Source organism: Nocardioides sp. JQ2195 (assembly GCF_012272695.1).
GTDB lineage: Bacteria > Actinomycetota > Actinomycetes > Propionibacteriales > Nocardioidaceae > Nocardioides.
On sequence record NZ_CP050902.1, the window covers coordinates 3,790,788 to 3,806,906 of the forward strand.

Below are 16,119 nucleotides of genomic sequence, written 5' to 3' on the forward strand. Positions count from 1 at the left end.
ATTCTACCGGGGGTCGAGTGCGGCATCCTCCAGCATCTCATCGGCGGCAGCGACCTGCTCCTGCTCGATCTCGAAGTCGGTGTCGAGCCGATCGTGGGTGACGATCGACTGCAACGCCCGGAGCACCCCGGACGCCTCGCTGCCCCACGTGGAGACGTAGGAGAACTGCCACCACCACAGCGCCTCGTCGACCCGACCGGCCTTGTGGTGACGCAGGCCGTGCGCGAGCGCGGAGGCCACGCTGGTGAGGTCGTCGGAGAGCATCGACGTCACGATCTCGGGCTCGCCGTAGGTGTCGAACACCTCGGCGTACATGTCGACTCCGTCGAGCATGCGCGCCAACCGCAAGCGCATCCCGTCGAGGTCGGGGTCGGGCCCTGCGTCGGGCTGGAACTCCTCGGCAGGCGTGAAGTCGGCCTGGACGCCGAGCCGCGCGCCCGCGAGCAGCACCTGGGACACCTCGAGCAGCAACAACGAGATGGCTCGGCTGCCGTCGGCCTCGCGCGTGATCGCCTGCAGCGCGACCAGGAAGCTCTCCACCTGGTCGGCGACCTGCTGGGCGAACTCCTCGAGCTGCGGATCCGTCTGGGCTGGCACTGTCTGGTCAGTCATCGGCTGATCTCCTCCCGGCGAAGGCCCGCCCGAGTGTCACCTCGTCGGCGTATTCGAGATCTCCGCCCACAGGCAGTCCACTAGCCAAACGCGTCACGCGCAACCCCATGGGCTTGAGATTGCGGGTGAGGAAGGTCGCAGTCGCCTCGCCCTCGAGGTTGGGGTCGGTGGCCAGGATGACCTCCGTGACGGTGCCGTCGGCCAGTCGCATCATCAGCTCGCGGATCCGCAGCTGCTCCGGACCGATGCCGTCGATGGGCGAGATCGCGCCCCCCAGCACGTGGTAGCGGCCCCGGAACTCCCGGGTGCGCTCGATGGCCACGACGTCCTTGTACTCCTCGACGACGCACAGCACCGACGGGTCACGCCGCGGGTCACGACAGATGCGGCACTGCTCGTCCTCGGAGACGTTGAAGCACACCGAGCAGAACTTCACCTTCTCCTTGACCTTGACCAGGACCTCGGCCAGACGGCGTACGTCGGTCGGGTCGGCCTGCAGCAGGTGGAAGGCAATGCGTTGGGCGCTCTTCGGGCCCACGCCGGGGAGCTGACCGAGCTCGTCGATCAGGTCCTGGACGATTCCTTCGTACAAGTCAGAACCCCAGGCCGGGCAGGGAGTCCCCGCCGCCACCGGCACCACCCAGGCCGCCGCCACCGGCCAGCGGACCGAGGGTCTCGGCAGCCAGGGCGTCGACCTTGGCCTTGGCGTCACGCCACGCCGCGACGACGAGGTCGCCGAGATCGGCCAGGTCATCGGCGTCGTCACCGGCGAAGCTGCCCGCCTTGATGTCAACGCCCTGGAGGTCGCCGGCACCGCTCAGCCTCACGGTCACCACACCACTGCCCGCGCTCCCCTCGACCTCGGCCTCGGCGAGCTTGGCCTGGGCGCTGACCAGCTGCTCCTGCATCTGCTGGGCCTGTTGCAGGAGGGCGTTCATGTCGAAGCCGCCCTGGCCGAACTGCTCCGCTCCGAACGGGTTCTCAGTCATCGTGGTGCCTCTCGCGTCAGTCGTGCTTGATCTCTTGGATGACCTGCGCACCGAGCTCACGCTTGAGCAGCTCGGCTGCCGACAGCCCAGAGCTGTCGAGCTCGGGGTCGTCGGGACTCACATCTGCGTCGGCGGCCGCAGGATCGGCCCCGGCGGGTCGCTCGACCGCACCGGTGCGGGTCGGCTGGATGGCCTCGCGCGCCGCGTTGAGCGCATGGTTGGGCGTCGTCTCGGTCGCCGTGGGGGCCGGTTCGTCGCTCGGCGTGGGCTGGGCCGCCGCCTCGGGAACCGGTGTCGACGGGTCGGCCCACGGCGGTGGGGAGTCGGGAGCAGCCGGCGCCTCGACCTGTGTCGGCGCGGCCGCGCTCGGTTGCTGGGCGACCTGCGGGACGTCCTGCTGGGGCGTCTGCTGCTGTGGTCGCGCCGCGGCCGGAGCCGCGCCGGGACCCTGCGCACCGGGGTCGACGATCGCCTCGATCTTCCAGTCGGAGCCGACCACGTCGATCGCGGCCTGCCGGACGATCTCGGGGCTGCCGCCGTTGACGAAGGACTCCCGCGCACCGGCATTGGCGAACCCGAGCGTGAGCGACTTGTCGTCGACCGCGACGACCTGGGCGTTCTGGGTGAGGTGGATCCAGGTCACCCGTCGCTTCAGCTTCGTGGCCTCGACGATGTCGGGCCAGAGCTGGCGGACGTCGCTCAGGCTGAGCCCGGTCTTCGGCGCGCCGGTGTCGGGAGCCGGTGACTCCTGCGGGGTGGCCGCTGGGGCCGCCTGCGGTGCATCCTGCGGGGCTGACTGGGCACCGGGTGCCTGCTGCGGTGCACTGCCTGCGCCGGTGCCGGAGGTGGCACTGCGACCCGGCTCGGCCGACCCCGGTTGCCCGGGGGCCGACTGGCCTGGCTCGGACCCGAAGGCGCCAGGAGCGCCTGGCGCGGGAGCGTCCGGTGTCGACGTCTGCGGGGACGCTGCCTGCGGAGGCGGCGCGGAGATCGACGGCTGCCCGCCCGAGGGCGCAGCCTGCTGGGCCGCCGGGGAGGGCTGCTGCGCAACGGGAGCAGCCGCGGACGCAGGCCGCGGCGCGGCCGGGGCGGAGACGGACTGGGCCGCCGTCCTGGCGGCCTGGGGCGCGGCTGGCGCTGGCTGCTGCGCTCCCCGGGCGGCAGCCGGCTCCGGCACTCCCCCGGTGATCGCGACGCGGCGCTCGATCCGGTCGAGGCGGGCGCTGAGGCCGTCGGTGGAGTCGTCGGCTCCGGGCAGCAGCACCCGGGCACAGATCAGCTCGAGCAGCAGCCGGGGCGCCGTCGCGCCCCGCATCTCGGTCAATCCGGTGGCGAAGAGGTCAGCAGCCCGGCTCAGCCCCGCGACGCCGTAGCGGGTGGCCTGTGCGGTGAGCCGCTCGGCGGCATCCTCGGCGACGTCGATCAGTCCGGTCGCGGACGCGTCGGGCACGGCGGCGATGATCACCAGGTCACGGAGCCGGCGCAGCAGGTCCTCCGCGAAGCGGCGAGGGTCCTGACCGGTCTCGATGACCTTGTCGACCACCCCGAACACCGAGGCTCCGTCACCGGCCGAGAAGGCGTCGACGACCTCGTCGAGCAGGGTGTCGGGCGTGTAGCCGAGCAGGCCGGTGGCCAACGCATGGGTGACGCCCTCGGGCCCGGCACCCCCGAGCAGCTGGTCGAGCACGGACATGGTGTCGCGAGCGGAGCCGCCGCCGGCGCGCACGACGAGGGGCAGCGCGGCCGGCTCGATGGTGACGCCCTCCAGCTCGCACAGCTCACCGAGGTAGGTCGACAACAACCGCGGCGGGATCAGCCGGAACGGGTAGTGGTGGGTGCGTGAGCGGATGGTCGGGATGACCTTCTCGGGCTCGGTGGTGGCGAAGATGAACCGCAGGTGGGGCGGCGGCTCCTCGACCAGCTTGAGCAGGGCGTTGAAGCCCTGCGGCGAGACCATGTGGGCCTCGTCGATGATGTAGACCTTGTAGCGGCTCCTGACCGGGGCGAAGAACGCCTTCTCGCGCAGGTCGCGGGCGTCGTCGACGCCACCGTGGGACGCCGCGTCGATCTCGATCACGTCGATGGATCCCGGGCCCCCCCGGGCCAGGTCGCGGCACGACTCGCACTCGCCACAGGGATCGGCGATCGGCGCCTTCTCGCAGTTGAGCGCACGAGCGAGGATGCGCGCCGAGGTGGTCTTGCCACAACCGCGCGGACCGGAGAAGAGATAGGCGTGGTTGACCCGGTTGTTCGCCAGCGCAGCACGCAACGGCTCGGTGACGTGATCCTGACCGATGACCTCGGCGAAGGTCTCGGGCCGGTAGCGGCGGTAGAGGGCGAGGGGTGCTTCCACGTTGTGAACCCTAACCACCACCGGTGACACCCGAAAGGTCGCCCGCGAGCGGAGGCTCAGAACGTGTGGAACCAGCGATCCCGCTCGAGCCGGACTCCGGGGCAGGTGATGTTGTGGTCACGGTGGTCGGCGACCCACTGGCCGAAGACCGCGTCACCGCCCTGGAAGGACCACTCGGCGCCGCAACGCTCCTCGGCGACCGCCTGCGAGTTGAGGCCCGCCGGGCGCCACTCCGGGGCCCCGAAGGTCAGGCCACCCACGATCTTCGACCACATCGACGGGAGCGAGTAGAACCCGATCCGCAGCTCCTGGTCGCGGTAGCCACGCACGGTGCCCTCCACGACGGCCGCATTGGCCTCGGTGTCGGAGCTCCACTCGAAGGTGCCGACGGGTTCCACGTCGATCCACACGATCGGGCTGTCGAGGCCGGCGGCGTTCATCGTCCGCACGTTGTGCAGTGCTGCCTGGTAGCCGACGTTGCGCAGTGCGCCGAGCCGGGAGCTGCCGTCGTACGGCCCGTCGTCGCCGAGCTTCTCGACCGTCGCGGCGTCGGGATGGCTGACGATCGCGTACGCCGCCACCATCAGGTCGCGCTCGCGGGCCCACGCGAGCTGGTCCTCGAGGCAGGGATTGACCGTGAACGACGGACTGTTGGTGAGCCCGATGATCACGAACTCGGCCTCCGGCACGGGCATCGGTTGTCCCTGCCCCTGCTTCTCGGGGATGCCCATCCCCTTGGGGCACTGCGGCCAGCTGACGTCGGCGCCGCGCAGCGGCCCCAGCGTCGGCCCGTCCACCTCCTGCGACTTGTTGTAGTCGGCGGCCAGCGACTCCAGGTCGCTGGGCACCACGAGGTCCTCCGTGCGTACGGCGTCGGGCGGCGGCGTGCTGGAGGCGCTGGGCGCAGCGGACTCCGAGGGGTCAGCGCCGGATCCACCACCCTCCGAGCAGGCAGCCACGGACAGCACGAGGGCCACAGGCAGCAACCACGCGGCACCCCGTCGAATACCCATGCTCGGAGGATACGTGCTGTGCGCCCGGTGCCGACCGGTCCGATCGCACCCGGAGACGCAAAGGCCCCCCGTGCACCCGACAGAGCTCACCTGCCCTTGCTGCCTTCCGGCCCTGGGGGAGTTCAGCGAGATGCCGCCGCACGGGGGGTTGCCGAGAGTGTAGGCCAGAGGCCGGACAGCAACCAAAGTGAGTGACCCTCGACGGCCGGATTTCTCACCCTCGGCACGGGCAGGTAATCTCCTCCGCGGAGGTATCGCCTAGTGGCCTATGGCGCTCGCTTGGAAAGCGGGTTGGGTTAACGCCCTCGGGGGTTCGAATCCCCCTACCTCCGCCACTGGACGCCCGGACCACACGGTCCGGGCGTTCTTGGATTTCAACCGCCCGCACACCTCCCCACCCCGTGCCGCCTCGCCGTGCAGATCATGCCGACTTTTCGGTGACTGCGGGCTCAGCTGTCGCGGACCCGCTGCGACGCCGGGCTGCGACGCCGGCGGGGGTGGCGACGACGGCGGTCTCAGCCGCGGCGGCGGGCGGTCAACGGGCGCAGGATCAGCACCAGCAGCACCGCGCCACCCGCACCGACGCCCCACCAGACGAGGTGCTCACGACTCGAGGCGTAGGCATCACCGCGGACGTCAGGCTTGCCCGCGACGAACTCCTCCCGGCGGCTGCCGCTGTCCTCGCGCAGAGTTCCGTCCTTGGCGATGTCGAGGACGGTGGTCAGCGCCTGGTAGGGCTGGATCATGCCGTGGCCGTCGGTGGCGCTGTCCTGGAACCCGCCCTGCGCGGTCAGCTCGATGCGGGTGCGGACCTGCGCCGGGGTCAGGGTGGGGTCCTGCTCGAACAGGAGAGCGGCGAGCCCGCTGACCTCTGCGGTGGCCCAGCTCGACGCGGTCACCGGGATGTCGCAGAGCAGGCCGCCGAGCATGACCGAGCGCAGCCCGACCACGGGTGCCGACACGTCGATCTCAGGACCCGCGTAGACCGCGTCGGTGGTCATCGCGAGGTCCTCGTCGCGGGCCGTCACCGCGATCACGGTCTCGAGGGTGGCCGGGAACAGCACCTCGTCGGGCATCTTCTCCGGCTTGTCGGCCTCCTCCGACGACTCCGCCTCGTCGGGGTCCTCCGTGCTGTCGGACGGTCGGTTGCCAGCGGCCGCCACCACGACGATGCCGGCGTCCTCGGCGGCCTCCACGGCCTTGGCGACGTCGGGGAGGTTGCGCTCGGCGAACCCGAGGGACAGGTTGATCACCCGCAGGTCGGGGTCCTTGGTCCTGCGCTGGTCGACGACCCAGCGGATCGCCTGGGCGACGTTGCCGGGCTCCACCGAACCGGGTTGGGGATCGTCCTGGTCGGGTTCGGAGGCACTCACCCGGACGGGCACGACGTAGGCTCCCGGGGCGATCGACGTGGTGTCGCCCTGGCCGGCGATCAACCCGGCCACGATGGTGCCGTGACCGTCGAGGATGTTCGCGCCACCGACGAACGACGTGCCCGGGCGGGGGGCCAGGCTGCTGCTGGTCTGGACGCCCGAGTCGATCACGGCGACGCCGACCCCCCGGCCGGTGGCGATCGTGTGGACGTCGTCGAGCCGCAGCGCCTGCAGGGCCGGGTTCTTCTCGTCATCGGCCGCGCTCACGTCGGTCGACGGAGTGTCCTCCCCCGGCTCCGCGGTCGAGCACCCGACCTTCTCCGCGGCGTACGCCGGGGCGGGAGCGACGACGGCGAGCGCACCGGGGCCGGCCAGCCCCGCCACCAGCGCCAGGGGCGCCAGCCGACTCAGCGGTCGCATCGAGCCATGCTCCTGGGGTCCGGCGAACGCCGCGCGGCCTCCTGGGAGAGCTCGGGGCCGCAGTCGAAGCCCTCGGTCCAGGAGTCCGGCACGGTGGGCGCGTCATAGTCGCCGTAGCCGAACCTCTCGGCGGCCAGGCCCTTCTCCCCACCGAGGCGGTAGCGGGTGGCGTTCATGTCGATCAGCACCGGCGAGCCACCGGTCTCGTCGCCGAACTGGCCCACGTTGACATAGGCGCCGTACGACGGCTCGACGGCGACCTCCGTGGAACCCGGATCGGCGTCGACGGCGCTCTCCTCGGGCGACGGGTTGACGGCCAGGCGGACCCGGGCCACCTCGCCGGCGTCGGCGTCGAGCAGCGCGCACGCCTCGTCGTCGAGCAACGGCTGGGGCACGGCGGCCGGCCAGTCGTCGAGCGCGTCGACCGGCTCACCCGCCAGTCTCTCGACGTCCTTCGGCGCGCCGACGTCGGAGACGGCTCGGTAGACACGCTGGGAGAAGTCGGTGAGCAGCTTCGGCCCGTCGGTGCCGAGTACGTAGACCTGGTCGGAGCTCGGGTTGCGGACCAGCTGACCGACCCTCAGGGTCGGGTCTCCGAGGTCGGCGCCGTAGGAGGCCTTCGGGCTGCCGCCGGGCAGGTTGAAGCTCGTGCGGGCCAGCGCCGGCCCCTGGGGGAAGAGGTTGAGCCATCGCGGGGAGACCCGGAACTCCTCGGCCCCGTCGAGACTGAGGTCGCCGAGCAGTGGGTCCGCCTGGGCCCTGCTGCCCATTCGGTAGCGGAAGTAGCCGTGCTCGGGGTCGCCCGATGGCGCCACCAGGTAGTAGGTCTGCTTGCCCTTCCCCGAGGCCACCGTCACCACCATCGCGGTGTTCGCGACCGGGGCCGCGGTGTTGCGGTCACCGATGTGGAGCCTGCTCGCTGCCTCCGTGGTCGTGCAGGAGGTCCAGCCCGTGGAGCGGAGGAAGTCCACCTCGGGCACCCCGTCCGGCGCGCCGTAGATGCCGATCTGGGCGCCGAGCGGCTCCCCGCGGATCACTTCCTCCTTGACGACCTTCGGCTCGGTGTCGCCGAGCAGGAGCTTGGCGGAGACCGGGTTGAGCACCGGGTGCAGCTCGCCTCCCTCGGTCAGCACGACGTAGCGGCTGCCTTCTTCCTTGGAGATCACCACGCCGGGGTCGAGCCAGTCGGAGGGCGACCGGCCACCACCGAGGATGGCGGCCAGCGCAGCCCCGGCGACCAGGAGCACGCCGAGCGCGATGCCGCCGATGACCACTCGGGTCTGGCGGACCGGTTCGACCTCTCGGCCGCCGGGAGCCCCACTCACGAACGCGGTGACGAGCCGCCGGCGGCTGAAGGCGTGCGCCTCGACCAGGTCACGCTTGGTGGACATCGGGGCTCACCCACTCACGCGGTCGAAGAGCCCACTGGCCACCACCAGCAGCGGGACCAACGCGAGCAACGCCACCACCTCGGCGACGTCGCCCATCCGGCCCCGACGCACGGACGGGGAGCTCGGGACCAGGGTGCTGGCCAGCAACAGCGCCGAGGTCGCAGCGAGGACGACGGCAGCCGTGGGACGCCAGTCAGGGTGGAAGACCAGCACGGCGCCGGCCGTGGAGAGGAGACCGAGGACGCCGGAGCAGAGCCCGGCGAGCACCTCGGAGCCGGAGCGGTACTGACGGGTGCGCAACATGACCACCGCGCAGGCGGCCACTGCGAGCAGCGTCCCGAACAGGCCGAGCGAGACCGCCATCGGCGCGCACAGCACCAGCAGGGCACCGACGGTCGCGGTCACCGCGAGCAGGATCTCGTGACCGACCAGGGCGTCCCCGTGGACGACCTGCGGGTCGATGGGATCCGGGTCGTTGGTGATGTCGGCGTGGGAGTAGAGCTGCTCCACGCGCGAGTGGGTGGCGGCCAGCGCCAGCCAGGGCAGGACGCTGCCCGCGACCACGACCAGCGACAGCACGACGGTGAACACGACCGCGGGGTCGAGGTCGGCGGCGTTCATGACCAGGCCCACGACGCAGAAGATGCTGCCCACGACGACCGCCGGGATGACCAGGGCACGGCCCTCACCGAGCCCCACCAGGGCAACGGCACCGGCGACCAGCGCACCGGCACCGGCCGCCACCATCGGGGTGCCCAGGACGCCTCCGTCAGGGACCAGCATCAAGCCGGCCACGGCGCCGTACGCCGCGCCCATCCAGGCCAGGCAGATCGCGGCCTCGCGCTCATGCTGCACGTGGCTGAGCACGATTGCGCCCACCACGAGGAGGGCAGCAATGATGCAGGCTGCGGCCGAGCCGACCGTCGAGCCGCGTTGCAGGAGCAACGCCAGGGCTCCGAGGGCGAGCAGGAGGGAGCTGGCGGTGAGCGCCGTACGACGGCCGGCCGACGGCTCCCAGGGCTTCAGGTCACGCTCGACCGCGTCCGCCATCGCCTCGACGACGTCGTCGTAGACCCGCGGGGGCGGGTCGTCGATGCCGGCGGCAACGGTGAGCAGTCCGCCGTCCTCGACACCCTGCATGGTGAGACCGGCGTCGGTGACGAGCTCGCGCCCGTCACCGGTGACCACGCGGTATCCGCCGTAGACGGTGGTGGAGTCCAGCAGTCCGACGCTGCGCGCCAGCTCGGGGACCAGCTCGGCAACGGGGATCGACCCGGGAAGCACGAGGTCGACGCGGCGGGTGCCGGAGGCAACGGTGACCCGGACGAGGCCGGAGGTGCTGGCGGGTGTCGCGGCTTGGGACATCCTCTCCCCAGTTCTGTGCTTGAGTTCTGTCCTTGAGCGGGTTGTTGCGGCAGGCGCGTTCGCAACGCGGTGTGCAGCCTACCGTCGGCCCTCACCACGCGGCGGCGGCCACGCTCCCGACGCCAAGAAGGGGTCGTCGAGCCCTCGACAACCCCTTCACGGCCCTGACGGACCGTGGCAACTCGTGCTCAGCGAAAGCGCCTCGCGTTGGCAGCCTCGGCGGCCTGGTACTCCTGGTTGGAGAGACCGACCTGGTGGCCGATGTCGTTCAGCACGTTCTTCATGTCGTTCATCGCGCCCTCCCAGTCGGCACGCGACTCGTCGAAGGCGTTGGATGCGTCACCGGTCCACTCGTCCTTGCGAGCGATCATCCGACGCTCCATGGCGTTCAGCTTGTCCTCGATGTCGATCGCCCGGTTCTTGATGGTGGCCGCGGCACCGTCGAGGTCTTCGTAGCCAACTGCGATGTTGTGCCCAGTCATGGTCTGTTCTCCTCAGTCTCAGTCTGTCCGGCGCTCAGAGAGCGCCGTCCTCGTAACGGTTCAGGCCACCGGCGACGAAGTCGTCGGTCTCGTTGTAGGTCTGCTCGGTGCCGGTCAGGCTGGCGTGGAAGTTGTCCAACGCGCCGGTGACCCGGTTGGCGGTGCGCTGCCACGAGAGGATGGCGCCCTGGAACGCCTGGCCGCCGCGACCCTGCCAAGTCTGGTTGAGGACGTCCAGCTTGTTCCGGATGTCGGTGATGATGGCGTCAAGATCCTCCTGGGTGCTCTTGACGTCCTTCGCAGCGGCGCTGAGGACGTCAGCACTTGCCTTGTATCCGCCTGTGCTCATCGGATGCCTTCCCTTTCGTGTCGAGCACGATCTGCCCGAGCGATCTGTCGTGGATGGAATGAAGTTCGCTGATCGGTTCTGCCGCGACCCTGGGCCGCTGAGACCTGTGTTACCCGTCCCTCTTCCCCGTAAACATCGCATTCCGGTTGTCCACAGACAACCCTCCTGGAGCGGGTCAGGCGACGAAGGGAATCTCCCAGACCAGGCGCATCAGGCCGCTGGCCACCACGAGCGATGCGATCGCGAACGCCCCCGCCAAGGTCTCGGCCAGCTCGGCCTTCGACGCCCACCGGGCCGATCGCCATCCGCGACCCGTGGCGACCGCTGCCGCAAGGGCTCCGGCCGCTGATGCGAGCGAGACCACCAGGACCCACAGCAGGGATCGCTCGGAGAGTCCCGACAGGAGGTCCACCGCCAGCGTGGCCCAGGCGAACAGCCCGGCCGCCCGCAGCAGGGCCCGGGCACGGGGGTGTCGGAAGCTCCGTGCGGCCAGCAGGATCCCGGCGCCGGTGAAGAAGACCAGGCAGAGGGCACCCTGCCGATCGACGTCGTAGGTGGCCTCGGTGAGCAGCTTCGGAGCCGTGACCAGGACCAGCACCAGGATGGCGACGCAGGCCGCGTCGACGATGCGGGTTCCGCGGGCCAGCACCTCGCCGACCGCGGACTCGCGGATCATGATGCGCCCGCGCCGGCCCCGGGGGCGGTCGCGAGCCGACCACGCGGTCACCGCCAACCGCTCGAGGTCGATGAGCATCTGGTCCGGCACGTCGATCGCCACCGCGACCACGGATCGGGTGGCGAGCAGGGCGGCGATGAGCAGCACCGCCCAGGTGAGGTGGGGCGGTGCTCCGGTGAGCACCACGGCACCCGACACCAGGAAGGTGCCGATGCCCGCGACCATCCACACCGTGTGCACGACGGCCGCCCCCGCGCCCGAAGCCCGTGCCGTGCCGGCAACCAGGGCGGCTCCCAGGCCGGCGACCCCGATGGTCAACGGCTGGGCATGGACGCCCGGCTCCCACACCAGGAGGTAGCCGAGGGCCGCGCCGAAGGCGGGTGCAGCGACCCCCCGTGCGGCGAGGTGGCGGCCGACGGGGAGCACACCCAAGGCTGCCGCGAAGGCCAGGCACCCGAGGACGACGTCCCTCTGCCAACCATCGGCGTGCACGCCGACGAGCGCACCCGCCACCGCGAGGACGGCGGCACCGGTCAGCACGGGGAGGGTGCCCGGAGCATCCGTGGCAGCGGCGCTGCCGGCGGGGGCCTGCGCGGCGTTCGTGGCCGGTCCCGGCGTCGAGGTGTCTCCCGCGGACGCGACCAGCATCGCGCCCGCCTTGAGGCCCGCTGCCTCCATCGAGGTGGATGCCGGGAGCGTGCGGCCGCCCAGGGTGACCAGCCGGGGGACGTCGACCGACCCGGACTGGGCGGCGTACTCCCGAGCCACGTCGGACGCGGAGGCGCCGAGGGGTACGACGAGGTCGACGGCGCCCGCGGAGCCGTGCACGGTCAGCGCGATGGTGTCCTCGAGGACAGTTTCGGACACGGCACACTCCCTCCGGTGATGCCGGAAGCGTAGTACGGCCGTGCGGTGTCGCGCTCGACCCGCACCCTGCCCCTAAGATCGACCCCGACCCGAACCTGATGCATCCGTCGAGAAGTTGCAGGGAGAACCCGCCGTGACGACGCTCCGAAGTGGACAACGCCTCGAACCGCCCGAGGTGCCCACCGGGCAGGTGGCGGTCCAGGCACCGCCGGAGCTCCAGCCGCGCGAGGGTGCGGGCAACGCGATGATGATGGCGATCCCGATGCTGGGCAGCGTCGGGTCGATCCTCGTCGTGGCCACGATGAGCAGTGACAACGGCGGCAACATCAAGCGACTGATCGCCGGCGGCATGTTCCTCTTCGCCACGGTCGGCTTCATCATCGTGCAGATCGACCGTCAGCGGAAGCAGCGCCAGCAACAGCTCAGCGGCTCCCGCACCGAGTACCTCCGCTACCTGGCCACCATCCGCGAGGTCGCTCGCAACGCCGCCGACAAGCAACGCGCGGCGCTGAACTGGCACCACCCCGACCCGTCGGTGCTCCCGTCCCTGGCCGAGGACCGGGTCCGCCTGTGGGAGCACAGTCCGGGGGACGAACGCTTCCTCCACGTGAGGTACGGGTTGTCCTCCCAGCCGCTCTCCCTGGAGCTGATCCCGCCCGAGAGCGCACCCATCGAGCAGGTCGACCCGGCGGCGGCGTCCGCACTCCACCGTCTCCTGGTGGTCCACCGGGTGCAACCGAACCTGCCGGCCTCGATCGACCTGCGCGCCTTCGACCGCATCGAGCTCACCGGGCCGGTCGAGACGGCACGGGCGTTGGCTCGCGCGATGATCTGCTCGGCGAGCGCGTTCCACCACCCGGAGCACATGATCGTGGCCGTGCTGTGCAGTGACGACCACCTGGCCGAGTGGGACTGGCTCAAGTGGCTTCCCCACTCTCTGAGCGCTCAGCAGGGTGACGCCGTGGGTCCCCGACGGATGGTGACCACGTCGCTGGACGACCTCGGTGCGATGCTCCCCCAGGACCTCTCCGAGCGTCCGCGCTTCGGCGCCGACGAGGGCCCGGCACTCCCCCACATCCTGCTGGTGATCGACGGGGGCCACCTGCCTCCCGGGAACCACATCATTCCCCCGGACGGTCTCCACGGGGTCACCCTGATCGACCTCCCCGAGCGCTGGGACGAGCTCGACGACCCCACCCGCCTGCGACTCGACTTCGCCGACCTTCCGCCCGAGGACGGCCGTCAGCCGGTGACCGCGCTGCGGGTCCGCAGCGAACCGATGAAGGGGCTCGCCGACCAGATGGACCTCGCCACCGCCGAGGCGTTCGCCCGACGACTGGCCCCGCTCAACACCGTGTCCCTCGGCTCCGACTCCGCCAGCGGCGAGAGCACCGGACCGACGGACTTCATGGACCTGCTCGGCCTCGGCGACGTGTTCTCGTTCGAGACCCGCTCCGCCTGGCGGCAACGGCCGGCCCGCGACCGCCTCCGGGTGCCGATAGGCGTCGCCGACAACGGCTCGCCGGTGCACCTCGACATCAAGGAGTCCGCCCAGCAGGGCATGGGCCCCCACGGGCTGGTCATCGGCGCCACCGGCTCCGGGAAGTCCGAGTTCCTGCGGACCCTGGTCCTGGGCCTCTCCATGACCCACTCCCCCGAGCAGCTCAACATGGTGCTGGTCGACTTCAAGGGTGGTGCCACGTTCGCCGGCATGTCCGAGATGCCCCACGTCTCCGCGGTGATCACCAACCTGGCCGAGGAGCTCACCCTGGTCGACCGCATGCAGGACGCCCTGTCGGGTGAGATGGTGCGTCGGCAGGAGATGCTGCGCGCGGCCGGCAACTTCGCCTCGATCCGCGACTACGAGAAGGCACGTGCAGCCGGGGAGGACCTCCCGCCGATGCCGTCGCTGTTCATCGTCGTCGACGAGTTCTCCGAGATGCTGACCGCCAAGCCGGAGTTCATCGACCTCTTCGTCGCCATCGGACGGCTCGGCCGATCGCTCGGGCTCCACCTGCTGCTGGCCAGCCAGCGGCTCGAGGAGGGTCGCCTGCGCGGCCTCGAGTCCCACCTCTCCTACCGCGTCGGGCTGCGCACCTTCTCGGCGGTCGAGTCCCGCACCGTCCTCGGTGTCCCCGACGCGTACGAGCTCCCCGCAGTTCCCGGCCTGGGCTTCCTCAAGCCCGACCAGTCCACGCTGCTGCGCTTCAAGGCCGCCTACGTCTCCGGCGCCCCGTCGGGCCGGGCGAGGATCCGACGCGACGAGGGCGGCAACCTGCGCGGGATCCTGCCGTTCACGATCGCCGAGGTGCAGTCGCTCGAGCCCATCGAGGACGACATCGTCGAGCCCGTCGCGGCTCCCCGGCCGCAGCAGGGCGACCAGGAGTCGCTGCTCGACATCGCCGTCGACAAGATGATCGGTCAGGGCACGCCCGCCCACCAGGTGTGGCTGCCGCCGCTCGACGTCGCCGACACGCTCGACTCGCTGATGGGCGACCTGGCGGTGGACACGAAGCTGGGGTTGGTCAGCCAGAAGTGGCGCGGGCTCGGTGGCCTGACCGTGCCGATCGGCATCGTCGACCGTCCCCGCGAGCAGCGACGCGACACGATGACCGTCAACCTGACCGGCGCCGCCGGACACGCCGCCGTCGTCGGCGGACCGCGCACCGGCAAGAGCACGATGCTGCGCACGATGGTGACCAGCATGGCGCTGACCACCACCCCGCTGGAGAGCCAGTTCTTCATCCTGGACTTCGGGGGCGGCACGTTCACGCCCCTGGCGTCCCTCCCCCACGTCTCCGGTGTCGGCACCCGCTCCGAGCCCGACGTCGTACGCCGCATCGTGGCCGAGGTGAAGGGGGTCGTGGATCGTCGCGAGGCCTACTTCCGCAACAACGGCATCGACTCGATCGAGACCTACCGCTCCCGCCGCGCCCAGGGTCGCGCCGACGACGGCTACGGCGACGTGTTCCTCGTGGTCGACGGCTGGAGCACCCTGCGCTCCGACTTCGACGACCTCGAGATCGAGCTGCAGGCCCTGGCCCAGCGCGGACTGACCTTCGGTGTCCACCTGCTCGTCGCCGCCGGGCGCTGGGCCGACTTCCGTGCCGCGCTCCGTGACATCTTCGGGACCCGCCTGGAGCTGCGGCTCGGTGACCCGCTCGACTCCGAGATCGATCGCAAGGTGGCCCAGCTGGTGCCGACCGGGCGTCCCGGCCGAGGCCTGATGGCCGGCAAGCTGCACTTCCTCGGCGCGCTCCCACGCATCGACGGCGACCAGGATGCCGCCACCCTGGGTGACGGTGTCGAGGACCTGATCCGGCGTACGACCGAGGCATGGCGGGGCCCGAGCGGCCCCAAGGTGCGACTGCTGCCGTCGAAGGTCACGCTGGAGCGAGTGCGCGAGCAGGCCGGCGACTCGGCCGCGCGCAGGATCCTGCTCGGCATCAACGAGAAGGAGCTCGCCCCGGTCTCCATCGACATGGACGCCGAGCCGCACCTGCTGGTCCTGGGTGACGGGCAGTCGGGCAAGAGCGCCCTGCTGCGTGCTGTGGTGCAGGAGATCGTGCGCACCCGCTCGCCCAAGGAAGCCCAGATCATCTCGATCGACTACCGGCGCTCGCTGCTCGGGGAGATTCCCGAGGCCTACAACCTCGACTACCTGACCAGTGCCACCCAGGCTGGCCCCGCTCTCAAGGACCTCGCCGAGTACCTGACCAACCGGTTGCCCGGACCCGATGTCACGCCCGACCAGCTGCGCGCCCGCTCGTGGTGGACCGGGGCCGACGCGTTCGTTCTGGTCGACGACTACGACCTGGTGGCCACCCAGCAGGGGTCACCCGTGCACGCACTGGCCCCGCTGCTGGCGCAGGCCAAGGACACCGGCTTCCACCTGATCGTGACCCGTCGATCGGGTGGCGCCTCGCGGGCCATGTACGACCCGATCATCCAGACGATCCGCGACCTGGCCATGCCGGGCATCCTGCTCTCCGGCAACCCGGAGGAGGGCCTGCTCCTGGGCAACCTGCGGGCCAAGCCGCAGCCTCCCGGCCGGGGCCGGCTCATCACCCGTGACCGAGGCGTCGAAGCCCTCCAGCTGGCCTGGAGCGAGCCGGTCGAGGGCTGAGCGGTGCCTGCCCCGTGCACGTGCCTGTCCGCGCGCGGTGCCTGCCCCGTGCACGTGCCTGTCCGCGCGCGGTGCCTGCCCCCGTGCACGTGCGCGGTCCTGT

General features: G+C 71.0%; 12 protein-coding genes, 1 tRNA gene and 1 other RNA gene. 2 read left to right on the forward strand and 12 right to left on the reverse strand.

Annotated elements, in window-relative coordinates; translation table 11 throughout:
- Positions 1 to 3: 3 nt before the first annotated feature.
- The 6 genes from ncot_RS18030 to ffs all read right to left on the reverse strand — a co-directional run bounded on the left by ncot_RS18030 (position 4) and on the right by ffs (position 5,117).
- A complete protein-coding gene (locus tag ncot_RS18030) occupies positions 4 to 612 on the reverse strand; it encodes a DUF5063 domain-containing protein (protein ID WP_168618844.1) in 609 nt (202 codons plus the stop codon).
- Positions 605 to 1,204 (reverse strand): recombination mediator RecR, encoded by a 600-nt coding sequence (gene recR / locus ncot_RS18035; RefSeq protein ID WP_168618845.1) that lies wholly within the window; start codon positions 1,202 to 1,204, stop codon positions 605 to 607. The genes ncot_RS18030 and recR overlap by 8 nt, the downstream gene beginning before the upstream one ends.
- Before the next feature lies 1 nt (position 1,205).
- Positions 1,206 to 1,601 carry a YbaB/EbfC family nucleoid-associated protein gene (locus ncot_RS18040; RefSeq protein ID WP_168618846.1) on the reverse strand — a complete coding sequence of 132 codons (396 nt, stop codon included), beginning with the start codon at positions 1,599 to 1,601 and terminating at the stop codon, positions 1,206 to 1,208.
- A gap of 16 nt (positions 1,602 to 1,617) precedes the next feature.
- On the reverse strand, positions 1,618 to 3,954 hold the full coding sequence (locus tag ncot_RS18045) for a DNA polymerase III subunit gamma and tau (RefSeq protein WP_168618847.1): 2,337 nt from the start codon (positions 3,952 to 3,954) through the stop codon (positions 1,618 to 1,620).
- Between the two features lie 56 nt (positions 3,955 to 4,010).
- Positions 4,011 to 4,967, reverse strand: a complete 957-nt coding sequence (locus ncot_RS18050) for a hypothetical protein (protein ID WP_168618848.1) — start codon at positions 4,965 to 4,967, stop codon at positions 4,011 to 4,013.
- Between the two features lie 59 nt (positions 4,968 to 5,026).
- Positions 5,027 to 5,117: signal recognition particle sRNA small type (gene ffs / locus ncot_RS18055), an RNA gene on the reverse strand.
- A 97-nt stretch (positions 5,118 to 5,214) separates the two neighbouring features.
- On the opposite strand from ffs, the gene ncot_RS18060 reads away from it, so the two are divergent.
- A tRNA-Ser gene (locus ncot_RS18060) sits at positions 5,215 to 5,302 on the forward strand.
- 180 nt (positions 5,303 to 5,482) lie between these two features.
- Here the strand turns inward: ncot_RS18060 and ncot_RS18065 are convergent.
- The 6 genes from ncot_RS18065 to ncot_RS18090 all read right to left on the reverse strand — a co-directional run bounded on the left by ncot_RS18065 (position 5,483) and on the right by ncot_RS18090 (position 11,890).
- Positions 5,483 to 6,760 carry a S8 family serine peptidase gene (locus ncot_RS18065; RefSeq protein WP_168618849.1) on the reverse strand — a complete coding sequence of 426 codons (1,278 nt, stop codon included), beginning with the start codon at positions 6,758 to 6,760 and terminating at the stop codon, positions 5,483 to 5,485.
- Positions 6,748 to 8,151 carry a type VII secretion protein EccB gene (locus ncot_RS18070; RefSeq protein WP_168618850.1) on the reverse strand — a complete coding sequence of 468 codons (1,404 nt, stop codon included), beginning with the start codon at positions 8,149 to 8,151 and terminating at the stop codon, positions 6,748 to 6,750. Before ncot_RS18070 ends, ncot_RS18065 begins: the two co-directional genes overlap by 13 nt.
- A gap of 6 nt (positions 8,152 to 8,157) precedes the next feature.
- Positions 8,158 to 9,516: a type VII secretion integral membrane protein EccD gene (eccD, locus tag ncot_RS18075; RefSeq protein WP_168618851.1), complete on the reverse strand. Its 1,359-nt coding sequence runs from the start codon at positions 9,514 to 9,516 to the stop codon at positions 8,158 to 8,160.
- Positions 9,517 to 9,704: 188 nt separating this feature from the next.
- Entirely contained in the window at positions 9,705 to 9,998 is a 294-nt protein-coding gene (locus ncot_RS18080) for a WXG100 family type VII secretion target (RefSeq protein ID WP_168618852.1), read from the reverse strand.
- Between the two features lie 34 nt (positions 9,999 to 10,032).
- Entirely contained in the window at positions 10,033 to 10,347 is a 315-nt protein-coding gene (locus tag ncot_RS18085; protein WP_168618853.1) for a WXG100 family type VII secretion target, read from the reverse strand.
- Between the two features lie 175 nt (positions 10,348 to 10,522).
- The gene (locus ncot_RS18090) at positions 10,523 to 11,890 is read right to left on the reverse strand and encodes a hypothetical protein (RefSeq protein ID WP_168618854.1); all 1,368 of its coding nucleotides are present in this window, start codon (positions 11,888 to 11,890) and stop codon (positions 10,523 to 10,525) included.
- A gap of 133 nt (positions 11,891 to 12,023) precedes the next feature.
- Here ncot_RS18090 and eccCa point away from each other — a divergent pair, with 133 nt between their 5' ends.
- A complete protein-coding gene (gene eccCa, locus ncot_RS18095) occupies positions 12,024 to 16,016 on the forward strand; it encodes a type VII secretion protein EccCa (RefSeq protein ID WP_168618855.1) in 3,993 nt (1,330 codons plus the stop codon).
- The last annotated feature ends 103 nt before the right edge of the window (positions 16,017 to 16,119 follow it).

Coding starts and splice junctions, on each gene's coding strand:
- eccD (WP_168618851.1), bottom strand. CDS start 9,516: ATGTCCCAAGCCGCGACACCCGCCAGCACCTCCGGCCTCGTCCGGGTC.
- ncot_RS18040 (WP_168618846.1), bottom strand. CDS start 1,601: ATGACTGAGAACCCGTTCGGAGCGGAGCAGTTCGGCCAGGGCGGCTTC.
- ncot_RS18080 (WP_168618852.1), bottom strand. CDS start 9,998: ATGACTGGGCACAACATCGCAGTTGGCTACGAAGACCTCGACGGTGCC.
- ncot_RS18070 (WP_168618850.1), bottom strand. CDS start 8,151: ATGTCCACCAAGCGTGACCTGGTCGAGGCGCACGCCTTCAGCCGCCGG.
- ncot_RS18085 (WP_168618853.1), bottom strand. CDS start 10,347: ATGAGCACAGGCGGATACAAGGCAAGTGCTGACGTCCTCAGCGCCGCT.
- ncot_RS18065 (WP_168618849.1), bottom strand. CDS start 6,760: ATGCGACCGCTGAGTCGGCTGGCGCCCCTGGCGCTGGTGGCGGGGCTG.
- ncot_RS18030 (WP_168618844.1), bottom strand. CDS start 612: ATGACTGACCAGACAGTGCCAGCCCAGACGGATCCGCAGCTCGAGGAG.
- ncot_RS18050 (WP_168618848.1), bottom strand. CDS start 4,967: ATGGGTATTCGACGGGGTGCCGCGTGGTTGCTGCCTGTGGCCCTCGTG.